16 protein-coding genes and 1 tRNA gene are annotated in these 19,048 nt (G+C 64.8%); 5 read left to right on the top strand and 12 right to left on the bottom strand.

All coding sequences use genetic code 11. The features are described from left to right. Positions 1–17 precede the first annotated feature (17 nt). From ACU0DV_RS10130 to ACU0DV_RS10115, 4 genes are all read right to left on the bottom strand, one after another. Positions 18–1,187 carry an acetylornithine deacetylase gene (locus ACU0DV_RS10130; RefSeq protein ID WP_446241699.1) on the bottom strand — a complete coding sequence of 390 codons (1,170 nt, stop codon included), beginning with the start codon at positions 1,185–1,187 and terminating at the stop codon, positions 18–20. A gap of 220 nt (positions 1,188–1,407) precedes the next feature. Next, complete coding sequence (locus tag ACU0DV_RS10125; RefSeq protein ID WP_446241698.1) at positions 1,408–2,346, bottom strand: LysR substrate-binding domain-containing protein; 939 nt, start codon at positions 2,344–2,346, stop codon at positions 1,408–1,410. A gap of 337 nt (positions 2,347–2,683) precedes the next feature. Next, positions 2,684–2,758, bottom strand: a tRNA-Asn gene (locus ACU0DV_RS10120). 81 nt (positions 2,759–2,839) lie between these two features. Then, complete coding sequence (locus tag ACU0DV_RS10115) at positions 2,840–3,754, bottom strand: MBL fold metallo-hydrolase (protein WP_446241697.1); 915 nt, start codon at positions 3,752–3,754, stop codon at positions 2,840–2,842. 47 nt (positions 3,755–3,801) lie between these two features. Here ACU0DV_RS10115 and ACU0DV_RS10110 point away from each other — a divergent pair, with 47 nt between their 5' ends. After that, positions 3,802–5,091, top strand: a complete 1,290-nt coding sequence (locus ACU0DV_RS10110) for an ATP-binding protein (RefSeq protein WP_446241696.1) — start codon at positions 3,802–3,804, stop codon at positions 5,089–5,091. 162 nt (positions 5,092–5,253) lie between these two features. Further along, positions 5,254–5,529, top strand: a complete 276-nt coding sequence (locus ACU0DV_RS10105; RefSeq protein WP_100930616.1) for a hypothetical protein — start codon at positions 5,254–5,256, stop codon at positions 5,527–5,529. Between the two features lie 90 nt (positions 5,530–5,619). Here the strand turns inward: ACU0DV_RS10105 and ACU0DV_RS10100 are convergent, their stop codons facing one another. From ACU0DV_RS10100 to ACU0DV_RS10080, 5 genes are all read right to left on the bottom strand, one after another. Next, a complete protein-coding gene (locus ACU0DV_RS10100) occupies positions 5,620–7,830 on the bottom strand; it encodes a PAS-domain containing protein (protein WP_446241695.1) in 2,211 nt (736 codons plus the stop codon). 5 nt (positions 7,831–7,835) lie between these two features. Next, entirely contained in the window at positions 7,836–9,014 is a 1,179-nt protein-coding gene (locus ACU0DV_RS10095; protein ID WP_446241694.1) for an FIST N-terminal domain-containing protein, read from the bottom strand. 52 nt (positions 9,015–9,066) lie between these two features. Beyond that, positions 9,067–9,774, bottom strand: a complete 708-nt coding sequence (locus ACU0DV_RS10090) for a response regulator (protein WP_100930619.1) — start codon at positions 9,772–9,774, stop codon at positions 9,067–9,069. Between the two features lie 274 nt (positions 9,775–10,048). After that, positions 10,049–10,162 carry an entericidin EcnA/B family protein gene (locus tag ACU0DV_RS10085; protein WP_100930620.1) on the bottom strand — a complete coding sequence of 38 codons (114 nt, stop codon included), beginning with the start codon at positions 10,160–10,162 and terminating at the stop codon, positions 10,049–10,051. Positions 10,163–10,263: 101 nt separating this feature from the next. Continuing rightward, positions 10,264–12,093 carry an extracellular solute-binding protein gene (locus ACU0DV_RS10080; RefSeq protein WP_446241693.1) on the bottom strand — a complete coding sequence of 610 codons (1,830 nt, stop codon included), beginning with the start codon at positions 12,091–12,093 and terminating at the stop codon, positions 10,264–10,266. A 471-nt stretch (positions 12,094–12,564) separates the two neighbouring features. Between ACU0DV_RS10080 and ACU0DV_RS10075 the strand changes: the two genes are divergently transcribed. Beyond that, positions 12,565–13,338 carry a 3-hydroxybutyrate dehydrogenase gene (locus tag ACU0DV_RS10075; RefSeq protein ID WP_100931070.1) on the top strand — a complete coding sequence of 258 codons (774 nt, stop codon included), beginning with the start codon at positions 12,565–12,567 and terminating at the stop codon, positions 13,336–13,338. A 91-nt stretch (positions 13,339–13,429) separates the two neighbouring features. Continuing rightward, positions 13,430–14,464, top strand: coding sequence for a patatin-like phospholipase family protein (locus ACU0DV_RS10070; RefSeq protein ID WP_283983277.1), 1,035 nt, complete (start codon positions 13,430–13,432; stop codon positions 14,462–14,464). 7 nt (positions 14,465–14,471) lie between these two features. Here the strand turns inward: ACU0DV_RS10070 and ACU0DV_RS10065 are convergent, their stop codons facing one another. The 3 genes from ACU0DV_RS10065 to ACU0DV_RS10055 all read right to left on the bottom strand — a co-directional run bounded on the left by ACU0DV_RS10065 (position 14,472) and on the right by ACU0DV_RS10055 (position 17,131). Further along, positions 14,472–15,251 (bottom strand): DUF502 domain-containing protein, encoded by a 780-nt coding sequence (locus ACU0DV_RS10065; protein WP_370313653.1) that lies wholly within the window; start codon positions 15,249–15,251, stop codon positions 14,472–14,474. An 84-nt stretch (positions 15,252–15,335) separates the two neighbouring features. After that, on the bottom strand, positions 15,336–16,241 hold the full coding sequence (locus tag ACU0DV_RS10060) for a pseudouridine-5'-phosphate glycosidase (protein WP_283983275.1): 906 nt from the start codon (positions 16,239–16,241) through the stop codon (positions 15,336–15,338). After that, positions 16,238–17,131, bottom strand: a complete 894-nt coding sequence (locus tag ACU0DV_RS10055; protein WP_370313655.1) for a PfkB family carbohydrate kinase — start codon at positions 17,129–17,131, stop codon at positions 16,238–16,240. The genes ACU0DV_RS10060 and ACU0DV_RS10055 overlap by 4 nt, the downstream gene beginning before the upstream one ends. Positions 17,132–17,314: 183 nt before the next feature. Here ACU0DV_RS10055 and ACU0DV_RS10050 point away from each other — a divergent pair, with 183 nt between their 5' ends. After that, on the top strand, positions 17,315–18,538 hold the full coding sequence (locus ACU0DV_RS10050) for an acyl-CoA dehydrogenase (protein ID WP_100931071.1): 1,224 nt from the start codon (positions 17,315–17,317) through the stop codon (positions 18,536–18,538). Positions 18,539–19,048 lie beyond the last annotated feature (510 nt).

Here is a 19,048-nt window from a genome sequence, read left to right as displayed (position 1 = left end):
AGGGGGACGCGGGAAGGTTATCCGGGTGTGGCCGCCAGGCTTTCCTTGCAGAAGGCCGCCGCGACACGCTCCAGGAACCGGCGGCATTCCGCAAGTTGCTCTGTCTCGATAAACTCGTCTGGCTGGTGGCCCTGAGCCATGTCACCGGGGCCGCACACGACCACAGGCACGTCAAGACGTTCCGCGAAAAGCCCGCCTTCCGTGCCGAAACTCAGCCAGCAGGGACGCGCGGTCTCCGGCAGGCAGCCGGTCATCCTCTGGACTGCCGGAGCCGCGGCATCGGTGGTCAGGCCGGGATAGGAAAGCAATTCCTTCACAGTCAACCTGCATCCGTCGGGAAGCGCATCGTCCAGTTCCTGCGCCATGGTGCGGATGCGGGCGTCGAGGGCCGCGGCGTCCTCCGACGCGGGAAAGCGGGTCTCGAACAGCATGGTCGCCTCTGACGGCACCACGTTCACGGCAGTGCCGCCTGACAGGACCCCGACATGCACACTCGAATACGGGACGGAGTAGCCGTCCTCGCGGACGCCGTCCCGCGCAAGATCCTCCTGCATCCGGCGCAGACCGGCCATCAGGTCGCCCAGGGCGTGCAGCGCGTTCACCGCTAGCGGCGCCTCGGCACTGTGACGCGCGATCCCGCGCGACCGGGCACGGTAGGCCGTCTTCCCCTTGTGCCCGAGGCCGATGTTCATCGAGGTCGGCTCTCCGACCAGCACCAGATCCGGGTGGATGCCGCGTTCGGCGATGGCGGCCAGCATGGGACGCACCCCGACGCAACCGACCTCCTCGTCGTAAGAGAGCGCGATCCACAAGGGCTTTGCCAGGTCCTGCACAATCTCCGGTGTTTCGATCAGGTCCATGACGCAGGCCACAAAGCCCTTCATGTCTGTGGTGCCGCGCCCATGCAGCCGTTCGCCCCGCCAGGTCAGTTCGAAAGGCGGCACCGTCCAGTCCTGGCCCTCCACCGGGACCACGTCGAGGTGCGCAGACAGCATCAGACCGCCCGGCATATCGGGTCCGAAGCGGGCGAGCAGGGCGGCCTTGTTGCCCGTCTCATCGGGAAACGTCTCGACCACGGCCCCGGCGGCCGAGAGCGCATCCACAAGCCCGTGCACCAGGTCAAGGTTGCCTGCGCTGCTGATCGTCGGATGGGAGACGAGATGTTCCAGCCAATCTATCGCTCTCAAAACCGCGCCTCCGCTATCCTGCCCCTGAGTTGCAGGGCGACCATGAACCACCTGAACCCGGCAGAGCCTTCCCGGTCGACCCTGTGGCCCATGCGCGAAGCTGTAGCGCAGGCCACGATCAAACGCAAAACGCCTGCGGAGCTCGCGTCGTATGCAGAAGCAGGGCATGGGCGCCCGTCAAACCGGTCCAAAGCCGCCGGTCTGGTGACCGACCGAGGTGTCAACTTGGCGCGGAGAGTGGCGCCTCCATCCCGGGGACGTTTCCATCGGAGATCAGCGTTCGGCAGTGGTCACAGAAGGTCGAGACAAGCCGCGTCGGCTGTCGGCGTGCAACCCTCAGTAGCCCGATCTGCATCGGTTGAGGGTTTCCTTCGATCCGCAGGAGCGACACATCCCGCCCGTCCATCGCCCGGGTCGACCGCGGACGGACATTGGCGATCGCATAGCCGAAATCGTTGGCGGCCATGGTCCGGATGACGTCGGAATGGGGAATGCGCGCAGCGATGCGCGGCGCAAGCCCCTCCCGCGCGAAGAGCCCGAGGAAATAGTCACGCGACAAGGGCAGGTCGAGGAGGATGAGCCCGTACCGGGACAGTTCCTCCAGCGTGGTTGCCGTCCGTGCCGCCAGCGGATGGCCCTGTGCCACGATGGCGTAGGGAGGCAGTTCCGCCAGAGGTTCGAATTCGAATTCGTCCGGAACCATCAGATCGTAGCCGAGCGCCACGTCCAGTTCGGCGCTTGCCAGCCTGTTCAGCAGGGCTTCCTGGTCGGCCACTTCCGGCAAGACCTTCGCACCGGGATATTGCGCCGCAAAACTCTGGGACACCTCCGGCAGGATCATCGGCGCAAGTGTGACGAGACACCCGAGCGCCAGCGTGCCGCGCACCGTCTCGCTGGCCTCCGACGCCGTCTGATACAGCCGGTTCGCCTGGTCCAGAAGCAGCTTCGCCTCCGCCAGCAATTGCCGCCCGACGGGTGTCAGAGACAGTCCCTGCGCGTGCCTGCGGAGGAATAGCTGCGCGCCCAGTTCGCTTTCCAAATGGGAGATGGCAGTGGAGATCGACGGCTGCGAGATGTTGATCCGTTCCGACGCCAGCTTGATCGAACCGGATTCGGCGGCCGCGATGAAATACTCGATCTGGCGAAAGGTGAACCTCATGGCGCCTCCGGTGGCGGAACCGCACGTCGCGAGGCGCGGTCTAGACGCATGACTGATAGGATCATGCGTTGGGAGTTGTCACCCGGAAACCCGACTTTCGGTGGAAGGCTGCTTGCGCCAGCTATGTGTGTGCGTTCTTTCTTCGGCACCGACGTGCTGATGGGCGGAAAGAGGACGTATCATAGAGATACAGTACGCCTGTCAGTGAGTTATGGCCTGTACTGGAACGCGTGCAACCTGAAGGCTCACCCATGCGGAAGGGTTTCCCAGACCGGGTTTCTGGCTGCACAGAGCAAAGTCTCGCAGCCCGAGGTGTTAGCCCAAATCTTGAAGATTTTGGCTCCGGCGGTAGGGATCGAACCTACGACCAATTGATTAACAGTCAACTGCTCTACCGCTGAGCTACGCCGGAACACGTGGGCCGTATAGCAATGGCGATTCAGGTCGTCCAGAGGGTTTCGCCACTTTTTTCGGAAAACATGCCAACCGATTGTCAGAGCCGGGAAAACCTGGCTTCGGCCCGCAGTTCTCCGACCGGTCTCACGGCGCTTCTTTCAACGAGATCAATGAGATGCGCCAGGACATTGCGGGTGGCCGCAGGCAAGAGAGGCGGGGGGGTGTCGACGTAGATGAGGGACGCGAGCTCTGTCGCGGTGGCGGGGCCGTCGGAGAGCGCAGCGAGGATGGAGGTTTCCCGGCCTTCGCGATGCGACAGCAGGTCAGCGATGCGTGCGGCAGGTTGTGACACCGCGTCTCCGTGCCCGGGCAGGAAGCGTGACCATGCCCGTCCGGCCAGCCGGCGGAGCGAGGTCATGAAGGCCGTCAGGTCGCCGTCCGGCGGCGAGACCAGCGAGGTGGCCCAGCCCATGACGAGGTCGCCGGAAAACAGCGTGCCGTCCAGAGCGAAGGACAGGTGATTGGCCATGTGACCCGGGGTGTGCAGCGCCTCCAGCGCCCAGCCGTCGCCGGTCACGGTGTCTCCGTCAGTGAGGCGGTGGTCCGGAGCAAATGCCATGTCCACGCCCTCGCCGCCGCCGACAAGACCGCCCTCGGCCAGCCGGGTCATCACCGCGCTACGGCCCGCTTTTGCGTCGCCGAATGCGAACACCGGGGCACCCGTCACGTCGGAAAGCCTGCGCGCCAGCGGCGAGTGGTCGAGATGGGCGTGCGTCACGAGGATATGGCTGATGTGCTGATCCGGTCCGACTGCGGCCAGGAGCGCCTCGAGATGCGCGTCCATATCCGGCCCCGGGTCGATCACCGCCAGCCCACGCGTTCCAACGAGATAGCTGTTGGTGCCACGATACGTCATCGGCGACGGGTTCGGTGCCACCACCCGGCGCACGCCCGGCAGCAATTCATCCGGCTTTCCGGGAACCGGCTGGAAGTCCGGCTGTGGGTCCTGCATCATGCCTCTCCAACGACGCCGCACATGCGGCTTGTCCGGAGGGCAGAATGTCATTCCAATGGCTCAAACGCTATATGCCGCGCAGTCTTTTCGGGCGCGCCGCGCTGATCCTCGTCCTGCCGGTGGTCACGCTGCAACTGGTCGTGTCGGTGGTCTTCGTCCAGCGGCACTTCGAGGACGTCACGGAACAACTGAGCCGGGAGCTTTCGCGCGCGGTGAACCTGGCCATGGACGAAACGGTGGACAACCGGGTCGACGGCCTGCTGGGGATCTTTCCGCAGCGTGTCGATGACTCGGCGGAGCCAGCCGAAAACCTGCGCAGGTGGTACGACTTCACCGGCCTCATAGTGATCCGGACGCTGGAGGCACGGGTGCGGGGCCTGGAGAAGGTCGACCTGCCGGACGACAAAAGCGTGAACCTGTACATCCGGCGCAACGGCCAGCTCTGGCTGGTTTCGGTGGACCGGACGCGCAGCTCGGCGACCAATGCGCACCAGCTCTTCGTCAATACGTTGTTCTTCGGCTTCCTGATGACGCTGATCGCCTTCCTGTACCTGCGCAACCAGTTGCGGCCGATCACCCGCATGGCCGAGGCGGCGGAGGCCTTCGGTAAGGGGCGCATCGTGCGATACTCGCCATCCGGCGCGACCGAGGTACGGGCGGCGGGCCGGGCCTTCGTCGACATGCGGAGCCGGATCGAGCGGCACATCGAGCAGCGTACCATGATGCTGTCGGGGGTCAGCCACGACCTGAGGACGCCGATCACCCGGTTGCGGCTGGGCTTGTCGTTGCTCGATGACGAGGACCGGGAACCGCTTGAACGGGACGTGGAAGAGATGCAGCGCCTGATCGACACCTTCCTCGACTTTGCGCGGGGCGATGCGCAGGCCGGCCCTCCGGAGCCGGTCGACCCGATGGCCCTGATCACCTCCATCGTCGAGGATGCGCAGCGGGCGGGGCAGAACGTCAGCCTGGGCGCACTGGAAGGGCAGGGGGAGGCGGCGCTGAGGCCGCGGTCCCTGCGCCGTGCGGTCGAGAACCTGATCGGCAATGCCACGCGTTACGGCACGCAATGCCGGGTGTCGGCCAACATGACGGAGCGGTCCCTGCGCATACGCGTCGAGGACGACGGGCCGGGCATCCCCCCCGAGGATCGCGAGAGCGCGCTGAAACCCTTCGTGCGGCTCGATCCGGCGCGCAATCAGGACAAGGGTTCCGGCGTAGGCCTGGGGCTTGCCATCGCCGCCGACATCACTCGGTCGCACGGCGGCGTCCTGAGGCTGGGTGAAAGCGACGACCTGGGCGGCCTGCGGGCCGACATCGTGATCGCGCTTTAATGTCGCTGCACAGGCCGTTGTAAAGACGACATTTACATTCAAATGCGACGCTTGGGACACGGATTTGCCGCCTTCCGTCCACCTGTCTGTCGCGCATCGGGGGGAATGTCCGGCCAGCGCGCCAGCTGCGCCACAGATCAACCCTGAGGGAGATATCGCCAAATGGCCTTCACCGCATTCGCCGCAGCAACGCTGGGGCTGGCATCGCTGACCGCATCCGAGGCAGAGACACCCAAGCAGATGATCCTCGCGCAGGCACAGCCGTACCTCGCGCAGAATTACGTCGTGCCGCAGGGTGGCGACTACATGACCACTCCCGAAGGGTGTACTTATCGCCGCACGCAGGCGCCGGGTTATCCGCCCCGCTGGATCCTCGTGCTGAACCCGCATCACGTGGGCAAGGGCGTCGCACGCGGGAAATGCAGCGGGATGCGCTGACCGGCTGGTTTGGCCTGCTGCGAACCGGGTGAAAATGGGTTAATAGCGGGCCAAGCATAGGGGCGTAGTTGGGGCGTGGCGCCCCGGGCGTCAGTTCATCTCCCGCGCAACCTCTTCGAGGAACCGGCCCAGCTTGTGCCGGTCGAGCGGCTTGGCCAGCAGTTCGATTCCGAGCGCCTTGCAGTCCTGCCGCAACTGGGGTGAGCGATCTGCCGAGATCACAGCGCAGGGCAGGGGTCGTGCGACCCCGTCGTTGATGGCGTGGTACAGGCCAATGCCGTTTGCCCCCGGCCCAAGCTGGTAGTCCAAGAGCAGGACATCCGGGCGCAGTTGCAGGTCGTCCAGCAACGACAGGGCAGAGGCGGCGTCTTCCGCCTCGATCACGTTCACGCCCCAGCTTTCCAGCATGATCGACAGGGCGCGGCGGAGGGTCGGGTCGTTCTCGACCATCAACGCGATCAGGCCGGCATGGGACAACTTCACCGGCCGGGCGCTGCGCGGACGGGCATCGGCCGTCCCGGGCGCGTGGCCCGCAATCGGCACGTTGACCATGAAGCAACTGCCACGCCCCACCTCGGACCAAAGACCCAGCGGATGGCCCAGCCGCGCGCAGGCGCGTTCCACGATAGCAAGGCCCAGCCCGAGCCCCTCGTTGGTGGAGGCCTTGGTGTCGAGACGTCGGAATTCCTCGTAGATGGCGTTCTGATCCTCTTCGGCGATGCCGGGTCCGGTGTCCCAGACCTCGATCCGGGCCGAGCCGCCGTTGCGCCGCACGCCGACCAGCACCTTGCCGTCCATGGTGTAGCGAATGGCGTTGCCCAGCAGGTTCTGCACGATACGGCGCAGGTAGGTCGGGTCGCTCTCGACGATCAGGTTGCTGTCGACGATGGTCAGCTCCAGCCCCTTGCGCTCGGCCAGAACGCTCATCTCGTCGTTCAGGGGGCGCAGGATCTCGGACATCCTGACGGGACGCACGTTGAAGTGGATGCCGTCCGAGTCGAGCTTGGAGATGTCCAGAAGCGCGTCGATGATCTGTTCGGCAGAGGTGAGCGCCGATTCCGCCTTTTCCAAAACGGCATGTTCGGCGGTGCCCTGACAGCGATCTGCAAGGGAGGACACGTAGAGCTTCGCCGCCGACAAGGGTTGCAGAAGGTCATGAGAGGCTGCCGCCACGAACCGAGACTTCGACGCGTTCGCCCGCTCCGCCGCCGACAGTGCATCCTCCAGCTCAAGCGTCCGTTCCATCACGCGTTGTTCGAGGATCTCGTTCATCTCGAACAGGCGCCGCGCCGCTTCGCGCTCGGACGTCACGTCCGTGACCGAGACCACGAAACCGCCGTCCGGCATGCCGCGGCCAAAGACCTGCAGGACCGTCCGCTCGCCACGCGTGACCTCGAAGGAGATCGGCGCGCGGTGATCGCGGCTCATGGCCCACCGCTGGAACCCGTCCCGGTCGATGCCCTGCGTGAACCGCACGTCGAGCGCCAGCCGCTCGATCAGCCCCGCGAAGGAGGCCCCGATCTGCAGCCGCCGTGCGTCCAGTGCCAGAAGCGCCCCCAGCTTGCCGTTCCAGCCCACGAGCCGCCCCTGATCGTCGAAGATGCCGACGCCCTGGTTAAGGTGGTCCAGCGTCGCGCGGACCATTACCGCCTGCTTGTCGCGCAGCCGGTCCCGTTCGGCCCGCTCGATCCGGACGAGGTCCGTCACGTCGGTCTGAAGGACAACCGTGCCGCCGTTGGTCGTGCGATGCTCCGACACCTGCAGCCAGCGGCCGGGCCGCACCTGCACGTTGAACATGACGTGCCGGTCCTGGTGCCGCCTGATGCGCCGCGCCGACCAGCTTTCAGGGGTCTCGCCGTCGGGCAGAACAAGGTAGGCAGACCGGCTGACACGCGCCACATAGCCTTCGAAGGCCAAGCCCGGTGACAGATCGCGCGTGGTGTCCCGGAAGTTCATGCAGAACCGCGTGTTGCACATCACCAGCCGCTCGTCGGCATCGAAGAGGGCGAACCCCTCCGACACCGCCTCGATCGCGTCGGCGAGGTTGCGACGGGCGGCTTCCGCCTGCGCGTTCGCCTCGGACAGCTGTGCGTTCGACTCGTGCAGCAGATTGAGCGTGCGCTCCAGTTCGAGGGTCCGTTCGCGCACCCGCTTTTCCAGAAGGGCCGCGCGTTCGAACTGCGCATAGGCCGCGCCGGTTTGTTCGGCGCCGTATTCGACGCGCTTCATAAGCGCCTGTGCGATCTGCAACAGTTTCTCGTTCTGCCGTTCGAGACTGTCGTTCGGATTGACCAACGACATGGGCGCTACGCCGGAGCGTCGTCCGGCGGGTAGATGGCCACGCCGGTCAGGGTCTGGTTCACGTGCAGGCCTCCGATCTGTTCACCGTAGGTGGAAAATCCCACCACCCGGTGTTGCCGCAGAAGCGAGGAGATTTCCCGCGTTTTCTGCACCTGACCCGCCGCAATGCGACGCAGGAGGCAGTCGAAGCCCAGAATATGATCGGGGGCACCGTCCTCGGCCATGGCTTCCAGACCGGCTTCGAGGTGTTTCGCAATGTCCTGGTCGCTGGCCAGCGTCAGGACCATGCCTTCGTTGATCGCGGAAAAGAACACGAGGTCCCCGTTGTCACTGACCCTCTGGATGGCGCGGACGTGGTGGCTGTCGCCAAGGCGGACCACCACCGGATGCGCGGCAAACGTGAACGGGCCGAGCTGGTTCGGGTCCTTGCCCAAGAGCCGCGCGTATTCCTGGGCCGCGGGTTCGGCGTTGATCTCGTGAACCACGCGCGCCTCGGGCGTCGCAGATGTCACCACCATGCGGACGCCCGTGGGGATCAGGTGGTCGAGGCTGAACACCTTTATCGGGCAGCGGGTGCGGACCATGGCGACGAGTGCGGCATTCTGCAGGACCATGCCGTTGCGCGACAGGAAGGTGGCGGCGAAATTGGTGCCGTCCCCCGACGATCCGCCGAACAGCGGTACAGGCCCCAGCCCGGTGGCCAGCACGGCGGTCAGTTGTTCTTCCCGCAGGGACAGACCGTCGACCAGCGTGAAGGCGAATTCGGAGCCCATCTCGGGCGCCCGGCGTGTCAGTTCCAGCCGGTCGGAGATGAGGCGATCGATCAGCCCCTGTTCGTCGAAGCGGTCGAGCGTCTCGACAGCGCAGGTGATGACCTCGAAATGGGACTTCGGAAACCCGATGGCGACGATCTGGCCGTCTTCGTAGCCTGCGCTGCCCAGTTCGCCGGCGGTGGTGCAGGCCAGCACATCGGCACCGCCGAAGGCGTCGGCGGCGTCCCGCGTCAAGGCGGCGAAATCCGCGTCAGGCGAAGCGAACAGGCAGACCAGCGCCAGGGGAGCGTCCCCAAGGGCCTGTGCCAGTTCCGTGACCGAGTCGTCGTCCAGGCAGTGCACCTGTGCGGTGCGCAGCGCCGTCGACCCGGTCCTTTCCTCCCGCGCGGAACGTTCTTGCGCTCCGTCCACTCCAAGTGTTCCTTATGGTCGCCTCTTGGCGCGACACCCGAGGATTATGTATTCACATTCCGGTTGGCAAGTCCTTCCGGAAACCGCTGTCGGCAGCATTGGAGAACCGCGCCTCCTGCGCGACCAGTACCGCCTGCGTGCGGCTGTGTACCCCCAGCTTGCGCATGATTGCCGTCACATGGGCCTTCACCGTGGTCTCGGCGATGGAGAGGTCGAAGGCGATCTGCTTGTTCAGCTTGCCCTCGCAGATCAGGTAGAGGATGCGCGCCTGCTGGTTGGTCAGGGAGGCCAGCCGCGCCAGCGCATCGTCGGGTTCAGAGGACTGCCCGCCGGTCGGGTCGATGAAGCCGTCCGGCACGAAGGACCGGCCCGAGGTCACGGCCTCAAACGCGCGGCGGAAGACCGACCGTTGGGAATGCTTGGGTACGAACCCGTCCGCACCGGCCTTGAGCGCGTGGCTGATCATCCCGTTGTCGGCCATGGAGGAGGCGACGAGGATCGCCGCCCGGGGCGCGGCGTTGCGCAACCGCACGAGGCCGTCCAGCCCGTTCACATCCGGCAGGTTGAGGTCCAGCACGATCAGCCCGATGGCCGAATCCTGCGCCATGACCTCGAGCGCCTGTTCCAGTGTGCCGGCGGTCCGGATCTCCTGGAAATCGGCGATGGACTGGAGGGTCAGCGTCAGCGCGTCACAGAAGAGCGGGTGATCGTCGACCACCAGCGCCTTTTCCGGGCCGCGCACCTGTGCTTCAGCGGGCATACTCATCTTGTCCGTGCCTTCTTGATGACGCGACCAGAATAGGCGCTGCGGCGTCGCGGGTCTCTTGGCGAAAGGTCTCATAGCGCGGTGCGTCGCGCTCAGGATACCACATTCCGCCCCGTGGCGCAGGGCCCCGCTGCAATGCGCAGACAAATCGGGAGTCAGAGCATTATGCACGCACGCTAATATGCCCGGCAGAATGGATCAGCCGGGGCAGGGGCAAGGCACGCCCCGCTTCAGATATGGAAAGGACGGTCCGGGGTAGGGTCGGTTCTCAGAACCAGCTCTGCACGGTGCGTGCGCCGCCCGAAATGTCGTGGCCCAGCCCTTCGACCGTAGCACAGCCCGCCAGCCCCGCGGCCAGCGCCAGTATCAGGATCGTTCTCATGGAGACCTCGCTTTATGTTGCCTGTTTCATTGCCTCGTCGGCCCCGCCGGTCATTTCGCCGGTTTGAGGGGCAGGAATGGGCCCCGAGGGGCCCGCTCCGATCACTCTTCCCACCACCACACATCAGGCTGGAAGCCCAGCCAATCGCCATAAACGGGCAGCTTCGCGGGGTAATGCAGTTCCTTCGCATGGGCGATGCGGCTCAGGTCGTAGCGGTACATGATCGGGATCACGTAGCGCCCGGTCGTCAGAACCCGGTCCAGCGCGCGAACAGCCGAGACGAAATCCTCGTGGGTGTCGGCAGTCAGCATCTCGCCGATCATCGCCTCTGCCGCGGGGCTGTTCATGCCCATCCAGTTGCCGGTTCCCGGCGTGTCGACACCAGCAGCGCCCCAGTAGAGGTACTGCTCGTTGCCGGGGCTAAGGGACAGGCCGCGTTCGTAGTACGCCATGTCGAAGTCGTAGGACTTCGTGCGGTCCTCGAACTGGGCGGAGTCCACCATGACCACCGTCGCATCGATGCCGAGCCGTTTGAGCGAGGTCGAGAAGATCTCGGCGATTGAGACGTTGTCGGTCTGGCCCTGGCGGATCAGGATCTCGAAGGTCACGGGCTGCCCCTCGGGCGAGGTCATGACGCCGTCCTCGATCGTGTAACCAGCCTCCGCCATCAGGTCGAGCGCCTGTGCCGTGTTCGCCCGGTTGCGCACCGTGCCGTCGGCCACCGGCAGGCTGTAGCCTTCCAGCGCGCCGGGCAGAAGTTCGTCGGCGAAGGGTTCAAGCAGCTCACGCACCTTGCCCTCGGCCGGACCGTCCTGCATCCCCAGCTCGGAGTTCGAGTAGTAGGACGTGATCCGCGGCTGCACGCCGCCGGTCTGCACGTCGTTGATGTACTCGAAGTTGAAGACGTGCATCATGGCATCACGCACGCGCCAGTCGTCGAACAGGTCGCGGCGGGAGTTCATGACGAAACCGTAAATCCCGGTGGGACGCTCGTGCCCGATTTCCGATTTCACCACGTCGCCATTCTGCACAGCGGGGAAATCGTATTGCGAATTCCAGGTCTCGACATTCGTTTCGCGCAGCGAGGTGATTTCGCCGGCCTTGAATGCCTCGAAATGCGCGGTGGCATCGGCAAAGAACTCCATCCGGATCGTGTCGAGATTGTCGGTGCCGACCTTGAAGGGCACGTCCTTGCCCCAGTAGTCCGGATCGCGGGTCAGCTCGACAAAGCGGCCGGGTTCGTAATCGGTGATCTGGTAGGGCGCGGAGGTGATCGGGATCACGTCGAGGCCGGAATTCTCGAAATCCACGCCATCCCATTGGGCTTTCTTCAGAACCGGGCGCATTCCCGCCAGCAGGGCCAGCTCGCGGTTCTCCTCGTTGAAGGTGAAGCGGACGGAGCGTTCGCCGGTCTGCTCCATGCTCTCGACCTTGGCCCAGAAACCGCGATACCGGCCGTGGCCCTTCGTGCCGAGCGTCTCATAGGACCACATGACGTCCTCAACCGTCACCGGGCTGCCGTCGGAGAATTTCGCCTCGGGTCGGAGGGTGAATTCAACCCAGTCGCGTTTCGGTCCGACCTCAATCGATTCGGCCAGAACGCCGTAAAGTGTGAACGGTTCGTCGTAACTCCGGCCCATAAGGCTTTCATACGCAAGAAAACGCAGCTGCCACGGTGGCGTGCCTTTCAGGATATGCGGGTTGAGGCTGTCGAAGCTGCCGACCTCGCCCAGAACGATCTTGCCGCCCTTGGGCGCATCCGGGTTGGCGTAGGGCAGGGACACAAAATCAGGTGGGAGCGCAGGCTCCCCATACATAGCTATGCCGTGCTGCGGTTCGGCCATCAGTGCCGAGGCACAGAGAATCGCGCTCGCGGTAACTCCGATCCGGTTCCGAAACCGGCCCGAAATCCGGAAAGATTTTATGTTCATTTCGGCTACAATCCCTGTCTGCCCTTGTTTTCTTGACGCTGACCGTACCGCCGCTTTTACGCCTTTTCAAACTTTTAGCTTGGACTCACGCGGCGAATTGCTTATACAGGGGGCACTGCTCGATAGGTTTCTTGCCTGTATGAAACCTGCCTCAATGACTGAACCCCGGCTTCGGCCGGGGTTTTTTTCTGTCCATTGACCGGGTGGCTCTGACCTGTCTGACGATACGGAAACCTGCAGCGCGATCCCGAAGCGCGGATCGAACGATGGTGTGCCGTAGAATGCCCGCGGACTCCGGTCAATGCCGACCTTCAAGGGTCCGGTGCCACCGGCGTCTTCCAGCCGGTTCTGCCGGTCCGGCGCAGGGTCGCTTCGGAAAATCTTGCCCCCCGAGACGGATTGCCCCTGTCGCTTCAGCCCGCGAGGATTAGGATGCTGCAGGACAGCATGAACTCGCACGGAGACAGACACATGACCCTCAAGGGCAAGACGGCGGTGATCACAGGTTCCAATTCCGGCATCGGGCTCGGCATCGCGCACGAGATGGCGAAGGCCGGCGCAAACGTGGTCATCAACTCCTTCACGGACCGCGACGAGGACCACGCCCTCGCGAAGGAGATCGCGGACAAGCACGGCGTCGAGGTCCGCTACATCAAGGCCGACATGTCGAAGGGGGACGAGTGCCGCGCCCTGATCGAGAAGGCCGGTGCCTGCGACATCCTGGTGAACAACGCCGGCATCCAGCACGTCGCCCCCATCGACGAGTTCCCGGTGGACAAGTGGGACGCGATCATCGCGATCAACCTGTCCTCGGCCTATCACACGACCGCTGCAGCACTGCCGCTGATGCGCAAGGCGGGCTGGGGCAGGGTGGTCAACATCGCCTCCGCTCACGGGTTGACCGCATCGCCCTACAAGAGCGCCTACGTGGCCGCCAAGCACGGCATCGTCGGCATGACCAAGGTCGTGGCGCTGGAGACCGCGAAAGAGCCGATCACCGCCAATGCGATCTGCCCGGGCTACGTGCTGACCCCGCTGGTCGAGGCGCAGATCCCCGACACCATGAAGAAGTACGATATGGGCCGCGACGAGGTGATCGAGAAGGTCATGCTCGAACGCCAGCCGTCGAAGGAATTCGCCACGGTCGAGCAACTGGGCGGCACCGCCGTGTTCCTTTGCTCGGACGCGGCGAGCCAGATCACCGGCACGACGATTTCCGTCGACGGCGGCTGGACGGCGCTCTGAGCCATCCGGCCTGCCGGGCCGGACGCCATTGCGCCGGCCCGGCGACGTGTTTTCGAAGCGACTGCACAGATATTGGGGAACGGCTATTTCCATGAAGAAACGGATCAATGTTGCCCTGCAGGGCGGCGGGGCCCACGGTGCCTTCACCTGGGGCGTGCTCGACCGGCTGCTGGAAGAGCCGGAGCTGGAGATCGCTGGCGTATCCGGCACCTCCGCCGGCGCCCTGAACGGTGCGGCACTTAAGGCCGGGATGGTCGTCGGCGGCGCGGAGATGGCGCGCGCCAACCTCGACTGGGTTTGGGGAGAGGTCGGCGCACTCGACACCACCATGTTGCCCGACTGGTTTTCGTCCTGGTTTCCGGATCCCGGGCATGTGTCCAAGACCATCGAGTATTCCTTGCCCTACATGGTGGGGGACACCGTCAGCCGGATGATGTCGCCCTACTCCTGGGGGCCGCTCTACCGCAATCCGCTGGCGGCGATCGTTGCGCGGCTCGACTTCGACTCGGTCTGCGCCGACGCGTCGCCGGAATTCTTCGTCTGCGCCACGCTGGTCCGCACAGGCAAGATCCGCATCTTCGAAGGCGACAGGATCGACTCCAATGCCATCCTCGCCTCCGCCTGCCTGCCGACGATGTACCAGGCGGTTGAGATGGACGACCCGGAGACCGGTGTGTCCGAGGCGTTCTGGGACGGCGGCTATACCGGCAACCCGGCGCTCTTTCCGTTCTTCAAGGCGGCGCTGCCAGACGACATCGTGGTCATCAACATCAACCCGCTGGTGCGGGAGAAGGTGCCGGTGACGCCGCCCGAGATCCAGAACCGGATCAATGAGATCAGCTTCAACTCGTCGCTGCTGCGCGAACTCCGGGCCATCGACTTCGTCCAGCGTCTGCTGGCGTCGGGGGTGCTGGCGCCGGGCACGATGAAGGATGTTCGGGTGCACATGATCTCGGACGATGCGCTGATGAATGCGCTCTCTGTCGCGACGAAAACTGTGGCCGTGCCCTCGCTGCTGGTGCAGCTGAAGGAGGCGGGGCGTCGCGCGGCCGGTGCCTTCCTCGCGGATCACATCGACGATGTCGGCAAACGCCAGACGGCGGACCTGCGGGCGATGTTCGAGTGAGGCGTCCTCAGGACGCCTTCGCCCATTCCTCCACCGCCTGCTTGGCCTCCTGCCCGTTGGGGTAGACCAGCCCCGCCGAGATCACCAGCTTGGCGGCGTCCTCGATGGTCATGTCCAGTTCGATCACGTCCTCGACGGGGAAGAACAGCAGGAAGCCCGACGTCGGGTTCGGCGTGGTCGGCACGAAGACCGAGGTCAGCCCGGCGGATGTTGGGGTCCGGCGCGCGATTTCGCCCTTGGCGTCGGTCGAGATGAAGCCGATGGCCCAGATCCCCTTGCGCGGGTATTCGATCAGGCAGGCCTTCTCGAAACTGCGTTCGGACTGCGCAAAGACCGTCTCGGCCAGTTGCTTGATGCCGGAATAGATCGACCGGACGACCGGCGTGCGGTCCACGAGGCTTTCGGCGAAGTTAATCATCGAGCGGCCGATCAGCCCCTTGGCGATCCAGCCGACGATGATGGTGAACAGCAGGAAGACGACCACGCCCAGACCGCGGACGTTGACCTCGAGTATCCCATCGTTGTTGCTGTCGAGAAACTCGAACAGCCACGGGATGCGCGGGTCACCCGAGGCATCGACCATCCAGCGGTTGAGCAGGGCATTGGGCTGCAGACGGTCGGGCACGAAGGGCCAGACCACGCCGTCGACCCAGCCCACGACGGTCCAGATCAGCCAGACGGTCAGGCCAACGGGCGCGATCACGACGATGCCCGTCAGGAAAGAGTTCCGAAGGTTCGCCAGGAGGCGTCCGCGTTTCTTCGGCTCTGGATCGAAAGGCATGTTCATTGACGTCCGTCTGAAAAGGTTTCCGACGAAAGTATGCACTCCGCCGCGGCGCCACAATGGGGCGCCGTGCGTTGGGATGAAAAGTCAGGCTATTCTGCCGAGTTCCTGGGCGATGCCCGCTGCAAGACGGGCATTATTGAGGACAAGGGCGATATTGGCTTGCAGCGAGCGACCTTCCGTCAGTTCGAAAATCCGCTGCAGCAGGTAAGGTGTAACCGCCTTGCCGGTGATTCCGTGCTTTGCCGCGTCTTGCGTCGCGCGGGCGATGATCGGCGCCAGCGTGTCGGCCGCGATCTCGTCACCGACAGGGATCGGGTTGGCGACGAGCTGTCCGCCCGGAATACCGAGGTCCCGGCGCATCTTGTGGGCCCGGGCGATGCCCTCTGCAGTGTCGATCCGCAGCGGGGCCTTCATGCCGGAATTGCGCGACCAGAAAGCCGGCAACTGGTCCTGGCCGACCGCGATCACCGGCACGCCCAGCGTTTCCAGCACTTCCAGCGTCTTGGGCAGGTCGAGGATCGCCTTTGCGCCCGCTGCCACCACCGTCACCGGCGTCTGCGCGAGTTCCTGAAGGTCGGCGGAGATGTCGAAGCTTTCCTCGGCGCCCTTGTGCACGCCGCCTATACCGCCCGTTGCGAAGACGTCGATGCCTGCCCGGTTGGCGGCGATCATCGTCGCCGCAACCGTGGTCGCCCCGGTGCCGCCGCTGGCAAGGCAGGCGGCCAGATCGGCGCGCGACAGCTTTGCCACATTCTTTGCCTGCGCCAGGCTTTCCAGTTGTTCGTCGGTCAGCCCCACATGGATCCGGCCGTCGAGGATCGCGATGGTGGCGGGAACGGCACCTGCATTGCGCACCTCGGCCTCGACCCGGCGAGCGGTTTCGAGGTTCTGCGGATAGGGCATTCCGTGCGTGATAATGGTCGATTCAAGTGCAACCAGCGGCGCCTTGGCGTCCTTCGCGGCCTGAACTTCGGGCGAAAGGGTAATCATGAGGGCATGTCTCCGGATACGTAGGCGGCAGCCGCCTTGAGGGCCTGCGAAAGAGAGGTTGGCCGATCTTCGCCGGCGCGCTCTGCCGCGATATGGGCTGCCATGAATGTGTCGCCCGCACCGGTGATCCGCGTCACGAGGACCTTGGGCGGGCAGGCGCGGATCACGCCGTCGGACGTACCGTCGGCGCATGTCTCTCCGCCATGCGTGACGATGGCGCGGGACGCTCCGCGCGCCAGAAGCGCCGCGGCGGCATCGGGTGCGTTGGTGAAGGTCCGCTGGCACAGCAGCCCGGCCTCTTCGAGGTTCACGTAAAGCGTTCCCCGACCGGCGCGCAGGAAGGGCATCAGCCGCAGCGCCTTGCCGGGGCTGGCGGGTGCGATCCGCAGGTCGGCGGAGGCAAAGGCCGGTGCACCGGCGATCTCGGACAGCAGCGACTCGGTCAGGTTGCCGTCGAGCGCAATGGCGCCGGGGTAGGGGGCGTCGGCAGTCCCGAGCGGCCCGTCGATGAGCGGACGCAGGATCTTCTTCCCGGCGGCTTCCAGCGAGTGCGCATCCGCGATGGCAGCGATCAGCCCGTTCACGCCTTCGATCGCCATGTAACGGTCGGTCGGCAGGTCCTCGGACAGGTAGACGTGTTCGGTGTCCAGCCCCAGCGCGCGGCACTCGGCCAGCAGTTCGTCACCTTGGCTGTCACGTCCAACCGAGGACAGGAGCGCCGGGCGAAGGCCGAACCGCGCGAGCGTCATGGCGATGTTCAGCGCAACGCCTCCGGGAATGCGGGTGATGCGCCCCGGTACGTCGGACCCGACCGTCATGTGCAGGTTGGCGCGGCCGATCACGTCCCAGAGGACGGAGCCGATGCAAAGGATATCCGGGTCGCGCGTCATGGCCGCCTTTTGGCGGGTTCGTTCGCGCGGCGCAAGGGGAGCCATGATGCACCTGACGCCAGCCGATTTCTGCCGCCGCGGCGATACGGTCAACCCGTTTGATCAAATCCTGCCAGACAGGGGTTTCAGCCTCCGCCGGAACGCGTATGATTTGCCCAAATTCCGGAGGGGACCATGAACGAAATGAAGGATGTGAAACCAGCGCTGAAGGCCAAGGACGCCCCCGATCTCGGGGCGTTCGACTGGGAGGATCCCTTCCGGCTGACGGACCAGTTGTCGGAAGAGGAACGCATGCTGGCCGAGGGCGCGCGCGCCTTCGCCGCCGAGAAGCTCGCGCCGCGGGTGACCAAGGCATTCCTGGAGGAGACCGTCGCGCCCGACATCTTTGCCGAGATGGGCGGCATGGGCCTGCTTGGCATCACGGTGCCCGAGGAATACGGCGGCCTGGGCTCGTCCTACGTGTCCTATGGACTTGTGGCGCGCGAGATCGAGCGCGTCGATTCCGGCTACCGCTCGATGATGTCGGTGCAGTCGTCGCTGGTGATGTACCCGATCTACGCCTACGGATCGGAAGAGCAGCGCCGGAAGTACCTGCCGAAACTGGCCACCGGCGAATGGATCGGCTGCTTTGGCCTGACGGAGCCTGACGCGGGCTCCGACCCCGGCGGCATGAAGACGCGTGCGGTCAAGACCGACGGCGGCTACCGGCTGAACGGCTCCAAGATGTGGATCTCCAACAGCCCCATCGCGGATGTCTTCGTGATCTGGGCGAAGTCCGAGGCGCATGACGGCAAGATCCGCGGATTCGTGCTGGAGAAGGGCGCCAAGGGCCTCTCTGCGCCGAAGATCGAGAACAAGCTGAGCCTGCGCGCCTCCGTCACTGGCGAGGTGGTGCTGGACAACGTGGAGGTCGGGGAAGAGGCGCTGCTGCCGAATGTGCAGGGTCTGAAGGGTCCGTTCGGGTGTCTGAACCGTGCGCGCTATGGCATCAGCTGGGGCGTTCTGGGCGCGGCAGAAGCCTGCTGGCACGCGGCCCGTGCCTATGGTCTCGACCGCAAGCAGTTCGACAAGCCCATCGCGGGCACCCAGCTTTTCCAGAAGAAACTGGCGGACATGCAGACGGAGATCGCTTTCGGGCTGCAAGGCTGCCTGCGCGTCGGACGGCTGATGGACGAGGCCCGCGGCGCGCCCGAGATGATCTCCATCCTCAAGCGCAACAATTGCGGCAAGGCGCTGGACATCGCCCGGATGGCCCGCGACATGCACGGCGGCAACGGCATCTCTGCCGAGTTCCAGGTGATCCGCCACATGATGAACCTCGAGACGGTGAACACCTACGAGGGCACACATGACGTGCACGCGCTGATTCTCGGCCGGGCGCAGACGGGCCTGCAGGCGTTCTACTGACATAAGAGGCGGCGTGCGACTGTAAGGTCAGTCGCCGCCGCCGGTTTAGTGAATGCCGACACCAGCGCCTTCGATCTGGTGCCGATGGCAAACGTGAGCTTCACCAAGCTTTGGAGCATTGGACAGCAAGTCCCGAGTATTGCGTCCAAAAAGCGAAGCCCCAGCGCGGTCACACCGAGGTGCCGGTTTCTGGTCCAACACCGATGAGCGACCTGTTTTGGCAACGACCTTGGGAGTTCGTGCCGACACAGCGACAAGTGTAAGGAGGGTCGCTTCCGGGCCTGACAGAGCCGTCTTGTTCTGCATGTCTTTATCAGCGGGATTGGGCGGTGCATGAAACCAGACAGGGACCGTTCCAAACCCGACACGTTGTTGCAACCAAGTTGAAATGTCTCTTGTTCCGCAAAGTAGAAATGTCCCACCTGGGCGCTGAGGGAAGCAAAGCCTGACAGGGCGGAGACCTCATGTATCGCAGCCCTGGCTGGCTTTGCGGGCCTCCTTGGAGCGGCG

This window comes from Sagittula sp. (assembly GCF_052825245.1).
This window is presented reverse-complemented; position numbering and strand designations above follow the sequence as displayed.